This window comes from Candidatus Vesicomyosocius sp. SY067_SCS001, from assembly GCF_014706615.1.
Lineage (GTDB): Bacteria > Pseudomonadota > Gammaproteobacteria > PS1 > Pseudothioglobaceae > Ruthia.
On the sequence record NZ_CP054877.1, the window covers coordinates 1,019,322 to 1,032,764 of the forward strand.

The 13,443-nt window shown below is 29.3% G+C and carries 13 protein-coding genes and 1 tRNA gene; 8 read left to right on the forward strand and 6 right to left on the reverse strand.

What is annotated here, in order from left to right; all coding sequences use genetic code 11:
- Positions 1 to 470: 470 nt before the first annotated feature.
- The 8 genes from ubiB to tsf all read left to right on the forward strand — a co-directional run bounded on the left by ubiB (position 471) and on the right by tsf (position 8,979).
- Positions 471 to 2,075, forward strand: a complete 1,605-nt coding sequence (gene ubiB, locus HUW60_RS04875) for a 2-polyprenylphenol 6-hydroxylase (protein WP_190600402.1) — start codon at positions 471 to 473, stop codon at positions 2,073 to 2,075.
- Between the two features lie 156 nt (positions 2,076 to 2,231).
- Entirely contained in the window at positions 2,232 to 2,909 is a 678-nt protein-coding gene (locus tag HUW60_RS04880; RefSeq protein WP_190600403.1) for a 50S ribosomal protein L25/general stress protein Ctc, read from the forward strand.
- Between the two features lie 11 nt (positions 2,910 to 2,920).
- A complete protein-coding gene (pth, locus tag HUW60_RS04885; RefSeq protein WP_190600404.1) occupies positions 2,921 to 3,502 on the forward strand; it encodes an aminoacyl-tRNA hydrolase in 582 nt (193 codons plus the stop codon).
- A 12-nt stretch (positions 3,503 to 3,514) separates the two neighbouring features.
- Positions 3,515 to 4,606 carry a redox-regulated ATPase YchF gene (gene ychF / locus HUW60_RS04890; protein ID WP_190600405.1) on the forward strand — a complete coding sequence of 364 codons (1,092 nt, stop codon included), beginning with the start codon at positions 3,515 to 3,517 and terminating at the stop codon, positions 4,604 to 4,606.
- A 20-nt stretch (positions 4,607 to 4,626) separates the two neighbouring features.
- On the forward strand, positions 4,627 to 6,165 hold the full coding sequence (gene gpmI, locus HUW60_RS04895) for a 2,3-bisphosphoglycerate-independent phosphoglycerate mutase (RefSeq protein WP_190600406.1): 1,539 nt from the start codon (positions 4,627 to 4,629) through the stop codon (positions 6,163 to 6,165).
- Positions 6,166 to 6,195: 30 nt separating this feature from the next.
- Positions 6,196 to 6,867 carry a ribulose-phosphate 3-epimerase gene (gene rpe / locus HUW60_RS04900; protein ID WP_190600407.1) on the forward strand — a complete coding sequence of 224 codons (672 nt, stop codon included), beginning with the start codon at positions 6,196 to 6,198 and terminating at the stop codon, positions 6,865 to 6,867.
- A 257-nt stretch (positions 6,868 to 7,124) separates the two neighbouring features.
- A complete protein-coding gene (rpsB, locus tag HUW60_RS04905) occupies positions 7,125 to 7,943 on the forward strand; it encodes a 30S ribosomal protein S2 (RefSeq protein ID WP_190600408.1) in 819 nt (272 codons plus the stop codon).
- Between the two features lie 163 nt (positions 7,944 to 8,106).
- A complete protein-coding gene (gene tsf / locus HUW60_RS04910; RefSeq protein ID WP_190600409.1) occupies positions 8,107 to 8,979 on the forward strand; it encodes a translation elongation factor Ts in 873 nt (290 codons plus the stop codon).
- A 440-nt stretch (positions 8,980 to 9,419) separates the two neighbouring features.
- On the opposite strand, the gene HUW60_RS04915 is transcribed toward tsf, so the two are convergent.
- The 6 genes from HUW60_RS04915 to HUW60_RS04935 all read right to left on the reverse strand — a co-directional run bounded on the left by HUW60_RS04915 (position 9,420) and on the right by HUW60_RS04935 (position 13,378).
- Positions 9,420 to 9,899, reverse strand: coding sequence for a hypothetical protein (locus tag HUW60_RS04915; protein ID WP_190600410.1), 480 nt, complete (start codon positions 9,897 to 9,899; stop codon positions 9,420 to 9,422).
- Between the two features lie 513 nt (positions 9,900 to 10,412).
- Positions 10,413 to 10,535: a hypothetical protein gene (locus tag HUW60_RS05040; protein ID WP_255501576.1), complete on the reverse strand. Its 123-nt coding sequence runs from the start codon at positions 10,533 to 10,535 to the stop codon at positions 10,413 to 10,415.
- A gap of 1,040 nt (positions 10,536 to 11,575) precedes the next feature.
- A tRNA-Leu gene (locus HUW60_RS04920) sits at positions 11,576 to 11,661 on the reverse strand.
- Positions 11,662 to 11,680: 19 nt separating this feature from the next.
- Positions 11,681 to 12,043 (reverse strand): preprotein translocase subunit SecG, encoded by a 363-nt coding sequence (gene secG / locus HUW60_RS04925; RefSeq protein ID WP_190600411.1) that lies wholly within the window; start codon positions 12,041 to 12,043, stop codon positions 11,681 to 11,683.
- Positions 12,044 to 12,045: 2 nt separating this feature from the next.
- On the reverse strand, positions 12,046 to 12,792 hold the full coding sequence (gene tpiA / locus HUW60_RS04930) for a triose-phosphate isomerase (RefSeq protein ID WP_190600412.1): 747 nt from the start codon (positions 12,790 to 12,792) through the stop codon (positions 12,046 to 12,048).
- Between the two features lie 67 nt (positions 12,793 to 12,859).
- Positions 12,860 to 13,378, reverse strand: a complete 519-nt coding sequence (locus HUW60_RS04935; RefSeq protein WP_190600413.1) for a YqhA family protein — start codon at positions 13,376 to 13,378, stop codon at positions 12,860 to 12,862.
- Positions 13,379 to 13,443: the final 65 nt, after the last annotated feature.

A 13,443-nucleotide genomic window follows, 5' to 3' on the forward strand; every position in this document is an offset into this window, starting at 1 on the left:
GAAGTTAATATTCATATCCTCAACAAAAAAATAATTGATTTTTCTTTACAAAATTTACCGTTGAACTTACATTTTATATACACCAACAATCAAATATTTATCTTATCTGCTACTAACAAGCCCATAAATGTCAATATTAAACTAAAATCTATAATGTTAATATCATTACTTAAATGTGAATGTTTAACACAATTAAGTAAACAAGTTAAAATTAACATTCATAGTGATGTTAAAACTACTAAACTATTGATTAATCTATTAAAAGATGTTAATATTAACTTTAGAGAAATGATCTCAAAACACACAAGATACATAGTTTCTCATAAACTAGCAAAACTAACGATAAAAACCCAAAAAGTTAATATACAACAAATAAATTCGCTTGAAATAATTAAGAATAAACTATCTACTCTGTCGATCAATAAAATCAAAACAAAACGACACAAACGTAAAACAGTTGGCCCTATACTATGTATAGCTTTCTAAGATTTATTAAGATTTCTCGTGTTTTAATGCGCTATCGTCTTGATTCTTTAGTTCTATCAACACCACTACTAAAAAGTTTTAAGCCCTTAATATATCTAATTCCTTGGCATTACTTTCCCGTTAAAAAATACACACGAGGTCAAAGAATTCGATTAGCGTTAGAAGAATTAGGACCTATATTTATCAAATTTGGACAAACTCTTTCCACTAGACGTGACTTGATACCAAAAGATATTGGAGATGAATTAGCAAAACTACAAAATAACTGTCCTTCGTTTGACCCAATAAAAGCTAAAAAAATTATTGAACAATCACTCGGCGCATCCACTGAAAATTTATTTAAACGTTTTGATATTAAACCTCTAGCCTCAGCATCAATTGCACAAATACATACTGCGCTAACAAATGATGATAATGAAGTGGTAATTAAAGTTGTCAGACCAGGTATCAACAAGGTCATCCAACATGATATTAAATTAATGTACACCTTAGCAATGTTATTTAACAAACATCAACTTAGTAAAAAACTACGTCCTATAGAAGTAGTAGCAGAGTTTGAAAACATTATTCTAAATGAATTAGATATGCGTATTGAGGCCAATAACTGTTTAACAATTGGCAAGAATTTTAAAAACTCCAGCCTACTTTACATTCCAAAAATTTACCCGAACTTATGTAATAAGAATATTCTAACAATCGAACGAATTCATGGTATTCCAGTTAATGACATTGAACAACTAAAAGCCAATAATATTGACATGAAACAACTAGCAGAAGAAGGTGTGATTATTTTCTTTACTCAAGTTTTTAAACACAATTTTTTCCATGCTGATATGCATCCTGGTAATATTTTTGTTAATACTAATGGGCAATATATGGGAGTTGATTTTGGTATCATGGGTACGCTAACTAAGGCCGATAAAGATTTCTTGGCAGATATTTTCATAGCGTTTTTCAACCAAGATTATAAAAAAGTAGCACAAATATATATTGATTCTGGCTGGATAAGTTCAACAACAAACATACTTTCCTTTGAAACTGCAGTTCAAAGAATTTGTGAACCAATGTTTGAAAAACCCTTAGGTGAAATATCTTTTGGTCAAGTATTGCTTGAACTTATTCAAGAAGCCAAAAATTTTGACATCACTATTCAGCCACAACTGTTATTATTAGATAAAACTTTACTAAACATTGAAGGACTTGGTAGACAACTATATCCCAAACTCAACTTATGGACAACCGCAAAACCATTTTTAGAAGATTTAGTTAAAGAAAAATATAGTATAAAACACACCTTTGAAAGAATAAAAGATCAAACTCCTCAACTACTAAAAGACATCCCAGAACTACCATCCATGACTATTAATGCAATTAAACAATTAAACCATATAAAAGATATAAAACATCTTTATGTACAACAAACCAATATTATTGTTAACCAACTTAAAGACAACGAAAACAAACAAACTTCAGCTATTTTAGCTGGCTCTATGACCATCCTTAGCGGTATTTTAGCAGTTAATACATTTTGGCTTCCAAGTTTATTTAGTAGTATCATTGCTTTAATATTTTGGTTCCAAAGTATATAAGAAATTCCTACAACTCAACATAAAAATTTGTTATTTTACTTTTAGTAAGATTTTCAGGTAAAATATTTTCTTGATATAAATATATTTGATCACAAAATATATCTTTTTATATGACTTCGCCAATTACGGTGTTTTTTTATTTTTTGGAGTATCAATATGAATCTAACAATTAACGCTTTAACAAGAAATTACCAAGGTAAAAGTGCGAGCCGTCGTCTACGTAGAAATAATAAAATTCCTGCTATTGTTTATGGTACTGGCAAACCACCAAGCAAGATAACCTTAGATATTTTTGAAATTACTCACCTATTAGAAAATGAGGAATCTTATACTTCAGTACTTAACCTAATAGTTAACAAAAAAAAAGAAGCAGTAATTATTAAAAATTTACAACGCCACCCCGCTAAAAATAGCATCACTCATATTGACTTCTTACGTATTAATTTAAAACAATCTATTATCGCCAGTATCCCTATACAATTTAACGGCGAGGAAAATAATAAGGCAATGCGTCTAGGTGCAGTTCTTAATCAATTTATGACTTCCATTGAAATTTCTTGCTTACCAACAAACTTACCTCACAGCGTCAATGTAGATATCAGTCATCTTGCAATAGGTGAACATATTAACTTGACAGATATTAATATACCAAAAGGTGTAGTTATTACCGCATTAACACACGGTGATATTGAAACTAACAACCAAAGTATTGCTATAATTCAAGAGCCTAGAAAGATGGCTGAAATTGAAGAAAATATCATTGTTAAAGCTGAAGATAGTAAAAATAAAATTACTAAAGATAGTGAAACCAACAAAGATAAATCAAATTCATAATTTATCAAAACATGACGATAAAACTAATTGTTGGCCTTGGTAACCCAGGCAAAAACTATAAATATCATCGTCATAATGTTGGATTTTGGTTTTGTGACGCTTTAGCTAAACTATACGCTGGAAATTTTAAAAAAAGAGCTAAATTCTTTGGTGAAGTCACCCAGATTAATATATTTAATCACAAAATTCAATTACTCAAACCTACTACATTTATGAATTGTTCTGGTCAATCAATTCAAAGTATTGCTAATTTTTATCAAATTAATGCTAATGAAATATTAATCGTACACGATGAACTAAACATCAAACCTGGTATTGCCAAAATTAAATCAGGTGGTGGTCATGGTGGGCATAACGGCTTAAGAAACACTATTAAAATATTAGAAACTAAAGAATTTCACAGGCTAAGAATTGGCATAGGTCATCCAGGTAATAAATTACAAATAGTTGATTTTGTGCTAAACACACCAAATAAGGACGAATTAGAAAAAATACAAAATGCTTTGAATGATTCGTTACAAGTGATTGAAGATGTAATTAAAAATAACTTGGATAAAGTCATAAAAATTTTACAAAAAAAAGAAATAATCTAGAGGAGTCATAAAATGGGATTTAAATGTGGCATAATTGGTCTACCAAATATTGGAAAGTCAACCTTATTCAACGCATTAACTCAATCTAATATTGAATCTATCAACTATCCTTTTTGTACAATTGAACCAAATATTCGTATTGTGCCTATTAATGATACACGCTTAGATAAATTAGCAAAAATTATTAACCCTAAAAAAATTATACCTGCTACAATAGAATTTGTTGATATTGCTGGATTAGTTAAAGGTGCTTCAAAAGGTGAGGGACTGGGCAATCAATTTTTAACCAATATACGTGAAACAGATGCCATTATCCACGTTGTTCGTGCTTTTGATAATGATGATATTATTCACGTATCAGGAAAAGTTTCACCGCTTGATGATATTGAAATTATCAACACCGAACTTATTTTAGCTGATTTGAATGTAGTTGAAAAACTATATAAAAAATCCATCAAAAACACCAAATCTGGTCAAAAAGATGATATCCCTCTTAAAAATATATTGACAAAAATCTTATCTGTGCTTAACAATGGCAATAGTATACGTACGCTCTCATTTGATAAAGAAGAATTAAAATTACTAAAAGGCTTTCAATTACTTACCATTAAACCAAATTTATACGTTGCTAATGTAAGCGAAGTAGGTTTTACTGATAATCCTTATTTAAAGATAATAGAAAAATTATCTAACAAAGAAAATACACAAGTTGTCACAATTTGTGCTAAAACAGAAGATGAAATTTCAGAATTAGACAAAAATGAAAAACAAGAATTTCTATCTGAAATGGGACAAAGTAAATCAGGACTAGATAAATTAATTAAAGCAGGATATAAATTATTAGGATTACAAACATATTTTACTGCTGGTGCTCAAGAAGTACGAGCTTGGACAATTAACATTGGTGATAAAGCTCCACAAGCTGCTAGCAAAATTCATAGTGATCTTGAAAAAGGCTTTATTCGCGCACAAACCATCGCATTTTCTGATTTTATTGAATTTAACGGTGAAAAAGGTGCAAAAGAAGCTGGAAATTTACGTTCAGAAGGAAAAGAATATATCGTTCAAGATGGTGATATTATACACTTTCTGTATAATATATAAACTTATTTAATATTAAACTAATGAAATCTAAAAAACAAACAAAACTATTGTTAATTCTAGATGGCTGGGGTTATTCTAAAACAACCAAAAATAATGCTATTGCACTAGCAAATACATCGGTTTGGGATAAATTAAATCAAACCTTCCCACATTCTTTAATTCATACCAGTGGCAAAGATGTTGGCCTACCTGGAAAACAAATGGGAAATTCAGAAGTTGGGCATCTTAACCTAGGTGCAGGACGTATTGTAAAACAAGATTTTACTCGAATTTATAACGAACTTCAAAATGGAGATTTCTTTAGAAATCCAATTCTAAGAAACTCGTTAGAATACGCAAATGATAACAATAAAGCTATTCACATTATGGGACTCTTATCTGATGGTGGCGTACACTCACACGAAGAACAAATCCACGCCATGTTAGAAATGACACATAGACAAGGTTGTAAAAACGTTTATTTACATATATTTACAGACGGTAGAGATTGTGCACAAAAAAGTGCAAAAAAATACATTAAAAAACTTGAAAATAAAATAAAAGAGCTTAATACGGGAGAAATTGTTAGTCTTATTGGTCGATACTTTTCAATGGACCGAGACAATCGTTGGTCACGTATACGTTGCGCTTATGAGCTTATAGCAAAAGGTAAAGCAAAGTTTTTAGCTAAGTCTGCTTTAAACGCTATAGAATTAGCATACGCACGTGGTGAAACTGATGAGTTTATCCAATCAACCTCAATTAAAGCACCAACCTCAATAAAAAAAGGTGATGTGTTAATTCTTATGAATTACCGTGCAGATCGTGCTAGACAAATTACATGTGCTTTTACTGATGAAGCTTTTCAAGGGTTTTCACGTGGAACATTCGTCCCGACACAATTTGTTTGTCTAACTGAGTACAAAAAAGACTTTAACCTACCAATAGCTTATCCGTCTTCTAAACTAAATAATGTTCTAGGAAAATATTTATCAAATTTAGGTATGACCCAACTTAGAATTGCCGAAACTGAAAAATATGCACATGTAACCTTTTTTCTCAACGGTGGCATAGAACAAGCTTTTAACGGTGAAGAACGTGTGTTAATTCCTTCACCTGATGTAGCTACTTATGACTTACAACCTGAAATGAGTGCATTTGAGCTCACTGATGCATTGGTTGAAAATATTGAAAGCCAAAAATATGATCTAATTATTTGCAATTTTGCTAACACTGATATGGTAGGGCATTCTGGCAAACTAGACGCCACTATTAAAGCTGTTGAAGCCGTTGATACTTGCTTAGGTATTATTTACAAAGCTATGTTTGCTATTGGTGGTGAAATGCTAATCACTGCTGATCATGGCAATGCAGAACAAATGATTAACCCACAAACAAATGAAATACATACAGCACACACCAATAATCCAGTACCTTTAATTTTTGTTAGCAATCGAAAAGCAGATATTGTGAAACCAGGGAAAGGTGCATTGTCAGACATTGCACCAACATTATTGGCAATGATGGATATTGAAAAACCAGATGAAATGACTGGAAATAGTTTATTAACATTTAAGTAAAATAACAAGATTAATCTCTCAAGGAGACTCATGAAACAAGCTAATTTTATTGCCCCTTCAATTCTTTCAGCAGACTTTTCCAGGCTAGGTGAAGAAGTTGATAATGTACTTAAAGATGGTGCTGATATCATCCACTTTGACGTAATGGACAATCACTATGTACCAAATTTAACCATCGGTCCTTTGGTATGTGAAGCACTTAAAAATCATGGCGTTAATGCACCAATTGATATCCACTTAATGGTTAAACCAGTTGATAACATTATCCCTAATTTCATAAAAGCTGGTGCGTCATATATTACTTTTCACCCAGAAGCATCAGAACATATTGATAGAACATTAGGTATGATCCAGGAAGGAGGTTGTAAAGCTGGCCTAGTATTCAATCCTGCAACACCAATACACGTACTAGAAAACGTCATGAGTAAACTAGACATAATTTTATTGATGTCTGTCAATCCTGGCTTTGGTGGACAATCCTTTATTCCTCATACATTAGAAAAATGTCGTAAAGTCAGAAAACTAATTGATGCAAGTGGTAGAAACATTCGTTTAGAGGTTGATGGCGGTATAAAAATTAATAACATTCATGAAGTATCCAAAGCTGGTGCAGACACATTTGTTGCTGGCTCTGCAATCTTTAAAACCGATAATTACAAAGTAACCATAGATGCAATGCGCATGAAACTTGTTGAAGTTTAATTAACTTGAAGAGTTAACCTAACCTTGGTATAATACATTTTTAGATTAAATCTATTTATACCTACAAATACCAATAGATTTAAAAGTTTAGTTTATGGTTATATGACTCTAAGCTCAAAAGTAAAGACACCAAATTTATTTTAATGTACCACATAACTGACATTCAGGAGTCTTGTAAAAAAATTGACTAGTAGAAGTTTTAAAAGAAGGTGTCAATAAGCGCTTTACTAACTCTAACCTCTCTTGGAGAAAATATAATGGCAAAAACCTCAATGAAAAAAATGCTAGAAACTGGTGTACACTTTGGACACCGTGCTCGTTTCTGGCACCCCAAAATGAAGCGCTTTATTTATGGTACTCGTAATGGTATACATATTATCAACCTAGAAAAAACACTTCCTATGTTTAATGATGTGCTTAACTTTATAAGCAAAACTGTAAAAGCTGGTAGATCTATCTTGTTTGTAGGTACAAAAAGAGCAGCAAGCAACATTATCAAACAAGAAGCTATACGTTGTGGCATGCCATACGTCAATCACCGTTGGTTAGGCGGTATGATGACTAACTATAAAACCATAAAAGCCTCTATTAAACGCCTAAAAGATCTAGAATTTTTAGCAGAAGAAAACTTTAATCAATTTGGCAAAAAAGAAGCACTCATAATGAGGCGTGAAATGAAAAAATTAGAACGTAGCCTGGGAGGTATTAAAGATTTAGGAAGTATTCCAGATGTTGTCTTTGTAATTGATACTGGAATTGAAAAAAATGCAGTAGCAGAGGCTAAGAAACTACACTTACCAATTATTGGTATTGTAGATACCAACCATAACCCTGAAGGTATTGATTATGTTATCCCTGGTAATGATGACTCCATCAGAGCAATTGGTTTCTATGCAAGAGAAATTGCAAACACTATTTTAGAAACCAAGGCTACTTACAGCTTGCCTATGGATAAAAAAGTTTCAATTAAAAAATCAGAAACTCAAAAACCAAACATTAAAAAAGTATCTGTTGAACAAATACTAGTAAAAAAAGCTACTAACACACCTATGAAAAATACAAATCTAAGAAGATAAATTTAACAACTCTTAAATAAAATAAAAGACTAATTTAATTGTTTCTACTAAAACAAAGAAAAATACAACTATTAACAGTTCAAACAAATACTAAGACTAAACAACAAATTATACCAATATATTGTTATATCTTAAAAGATACAGCAAAAACAGGAGATTAATTATGAAAATTACAGCCTCTTTAGTTAAAAAATTAAGACAAAGAATAGGAGCAGGCATGATGGATTGTAAAAAAGCCTTAAACGCAACCAATGGTAATATAGAAAAAGCTATTGATTTAATGCGCACTTCAAGTACTACCAAAGCCGCTAAAAAATCAGATCGTATTACAATTGAAGGCTTAGTCAAGATTAACATTAGCGCTAATAAAAAGACAGTTACTATTTTAGAAGTTAATTCTGAAACTGATTTTGTTACCAAAAGTGATGCTTTTATTGGCTTTGTTAATATGTTAGGAATGTTAGCACTGAAAACAACACCTGCTAATATTGAAGAATTTTTATCTCAACCACTAAACAACGGAGACTCAATAAAAAAAGCACGTGAAGAAATTATTGCAAAAGTAGGTGAAAATATTACAATCAGACGTGTACAAACAATCAAAACGGATAATAGTATTATTGGTACATATAAACATAGGGATCGTATTGCTGTAGTTACAATTTTAAAAAATGGAGATGAAACACTTGCAAAAGACATTGCAATGCATATTGCTGCTACCAAACCAAAATGTATTACTGAAGCAGAATTATCATCAGATCTCTTAGAAAGAGAGAAAACAATTTTTATTGAACAAAGCAAAAAATCTGGAAAACCAAATAACATTATTGAAAAAATGATTATTGGTCGTATGAAAAAATTTGTTAACGAGGTAACACTTTATGGTCAACCTTTTATAAAAGACCATGACATAACAATAGGAAAACTTATGCAATTAAACAATACACAAGTGGAGTTTTTTGTACGATTTGAAGTTGGTGAAGGCATTGAAAAAAAAGAAAAAAACTTTGTTGATGAGGTTGTAGCACTAGTTTAAAATCAGTACTTATTAACCTTATTTACCAAAATATTAATTTCTGTTTTTTTCAAAAAAATAGTACTTACCTGATCAAAATATTTACGATTACGATTAATTTATTTTAAACAAATAAAGATGAATAAATATTCTTTATCTTAACTTTAACAAAATCATTTTTTCAATAATGTTATTTATTAGTAAATAACAAATCATAAAATATCTTTAATAGACATTAATATAATCATATTAGTAACACTAATATTACTAATTTATTAGTTATCCATAAATATAATCCATTAACTTAGAAACTCTTTTAATCAATCTTCTATGTCTACTATTTATTAAACAAATTTCCTCCATATGTAAATACAAAAGAATACTATTTATAGTATTCTTTTGTATTCCTTAAACACTAAACTTAACCAAGAAGCACAAACCCCAACAAGGAAAAAATAATTTTACTTAGAAATCACTTGATCACGACTATCAGCAGTTGCATTAGCTTTAGCATCTGCATACCCCTTAGCATATGCATCTACTTGTGCTTTAGCATATACATCTACTTGTGCTTCAACGTTAGCATTGGTAATACCTTCATATTTTCCATCAACACTTGCATTAGAGACATTTTTAATTTTATTATTATTATTATAATGGAACCCCCAATCAGAATCATTGTTCATGTTTTTATTATTCGAAAAAGGTCCCCAATTATTAACACCGTTAAAAGGTCCCAAATTAGAACTACCATCAAAAGGTCCCCAATTATTAGCGCCGTTAAAAGGACCTATATTTGAACCACTATTCACTGGACCCCAATTATTTAAATCACTACCACTACCATAACCGTAACCATTATTATTTGAGCTATTATTAAAAAAACTAGCTGATACTGATGTAACAGCTACCAAAGTAAAAATAACAATTATCTTTCTCATATTAATCTCCAAATTTAAAAGTATTAACTCTCTTATTTTTTAAGAGGGGTTTAAGTATCAAACCTCATAGTCTTGATGGAAATATTATACGATAAATATATTATAAGTCAATAATATTCTAATATATATTTTTAAAAAAGCAACTAGAAAACTAAATTGATATAGAATTAACAAAATAATCCCTTAGTTAATCACATTAAGTACTGTAAAAAAATTCTAAGTATCATAATCTTAAAACATCAAATTAACAATAATCTCATATACTCTATAAAAGAGTAATATTTTACATTAAAAATAAAATTATAAAAAAACTAATTACAAATCAGTAAGCTTAGTCTTTTTAAGAACTAACCACCTAAAAATATTCTTAAGTAACTTTTTAACAAAATAACCAACTCATGCAAGTATCTAAAATTTTAACTATTTCTCCAATATCTTTCTGAATTAATAATAGCTCTTAACAATAAATAACTAAATTTATAAATAATAAAACAAAATAAGATTGTATTAATCCTATTGATTCTCAATCTTTAAGGTAGAGACTGCTGCAGGAAACAACATATAACTTAAATCATTATAGGTTGTATTCATTGATTCGAAAAAATTTTTCTGATATTCACTAGTGTTATTATTCATAATAAAATTAGATTGTGAAATTTTATTTTTTTTAAAAGTAAAAGAAAAATCAGTTAATACCAACCAATTACTAGGCTTAACACTATTTTTAATTCTAAAATTTATACTATTTAACCAAATATTTTGGTTTCTTACAATATTATAATATTTCACAAAACTTAAAGAATTCCAATAAGGATATTTTACTTTATTATTATAATTTGAGATCCCATAATTACCACCCAAAAATGCAAATGATTCATTAAATATTATTAATAGAAAAAATAATAACCAGTTAAATTTCTTCATAAAAATACCTAATCAATCATCGTATACTTAAAAAGAATTATATCATTGTGTTTAATATCTACAAATATTATCAAATATACACTTATGTAATCAATCAATACCCTTTATCGATACACCTGCTTACATAAATTTTATAAAATTACTAATAATAACTTTAAAATCTAAAGATTGATTAAAGTAAAATATCCTTATTGGAATTCTTTTTTAGCCGTAAACTATTAAAATAAGATATTAACCATATTCACTCATACTATTGTAGTTGATTCAATCAATCACTTAATTATAAAATTTTCAAAAAAAATCTAACCAAATTATTAAAATTAACAATTTTAATATATACTATCTTATTAGATATATTTTATCAATATAAATTTTGATAAAATATAGGCTTAAATCATAAGCTTTAAAATTTCTTATATACTTAATAAGTACTGAATTATATTATTCAACATTTATATTAGTAGTCTTAATCTGTATTAATATTAAAATCAACAAATAGGATTACTACTTTTAAACTTCTAATATAATTACTCAAATTAACTAATAATTTAAACAATGATACATCGTTAAAAAACAATATTTCATCAATTAATAATAGATTTTTAATCTTATAAGTACTAAACGTAAAATTATTAATACTTTTTTCACCTTAACATTAAAATTTATCTACATTATTTTTACAATATATTATTATCTTATCTAATATTTATCTTAATTACTATTACTAAAATAGTATATTGCTATATTAAACATGGTGCCGATGGCCGGACTCGAACCGGCACAAGCATAGCTTACTACCCCCTCAAGGTAGCACGTCTACCAATTCCGCCACACCGGCCATATGAAAATCAATTATATTAATAATTTGGAATATCAATAGTATCTAACTTATTTAAAATAGGAATAACCGTAGGAATATCAGGCGCTACCAGTTTTCCTGTTGTTATTTGTTCCATAATACTTATTGACTTATTACCAACACTACTATCATGAGTCGCCAAATAAGCTAACGTCAAACTAGTTAAAAAAAAGCCCAAAGATAAACCAGTAATTAACTTATAAAGAAATGAATTTGCACCTCGTACACCAAAAACCGAACCAGAAACACCCGAACCAAAAGCAGCACCTGCATCAGCACCTTTACCATGTTGCATTAAAATTAAAACAATTAAACTTAGTGCTAAAAACATATGAATAATCAAAATAAATTGAAAAGACATCATTAACTAGCCTTACAAATTTGTAAGAAATCTTGAGCTTTAAGTGAAGCACCCCCAATTAAACCTCCATCAATATCTCTACAATCCATTAATTCAGCTGCATTTCTAGGATTCATACTACCGCCATAAATAATCGGAGTAATTTGTGAAATATTATCATCATGTTTGGCAAGCATTGAACGAATAAAAGCATGTATATCTTGTGCTTGATGAGGTGTTGCAGTAATACCGGTACCAATTGCCCAAACTGGTTCATAAGCAATAATAATATTTTTAAACGCATTAATACCAACCAAATCAATTACAGCTTGAATTTGTTCTGAAACTACTTCCTGAGTCTTGCCAGAATCTCTATCTTCTAATAGTTCCCCAATACACAAAAGCGGAGTTAAATTGCTATTCAATGCAACTTGCACTTTTTGTGCAACAATCTCATTATTTTCAAAATAAAGACTTCTGCGTTCTGAATGACCCACAATAACATATCGAGCACCAAAATCTTTAATCATATCAACACTAACTTCACCTGTAAAAGCGCCTGATTTATTAAGATTTAAATCTTGTGCTCCTAAATTTAGTTGCGAACAACCAACTAATGCTTCAACCTGTGCCATATAAGGAAAAGGCACACAAACAATTACCTTAGATTTAACATCTACCATACCAGATAAAATCTCCATTACTAATATATTAGTTGCTTCTTTAGAAGCATTCATTTTCCAGTTACCTACTATGATTACTTGACGCATAATTAATTTTCTTTTAAAAAAGAAATAATGTTACGCCATTTAATTATAAAAATCAATTTTATAAAAATTAATGTGAAGATTTAGAACCAAAATACAAAGCCAATGAAACCATTAAAATCCCTAAAGAAAAATAAACCAAATCTAACGATGAATCAAATGACATTAACAAAGAAACTTCAAAAAAAGTAACCACTAAAATCATAAGTATTACTTTAGCAAGCTTAGATTTTAAATCATCTAACGAATTAATCACCAAAACCTTAGATGATTGATCGCTATCCTTAGCCTCATCAATATCACTAATAAAAAGTTCATACAAACCTAACGAAAAAATTAATAAAATAGTTGCTAACAAAAACCCATCAATCGAACCTACTGTATGTGCAACCAATTCAATCTTTAACACCTTTCTAATCTCTGGTGTGGCTATTATATAATCAAAAATATGAACCAATAAAGCAAATACATCAACTGCAGTAATCACAAAAAGTAATAATGACAATAATAATGAAGAAATAACAGCTACTAAAACCATATAACGAGAACCCCATAATAATTTTTCAAAATACTTTTCTAAACCATTCATTGAATAACCTCACATACATAATATTAATACTTTAGTATATCATTACTTAATTTTAATTCAATTTT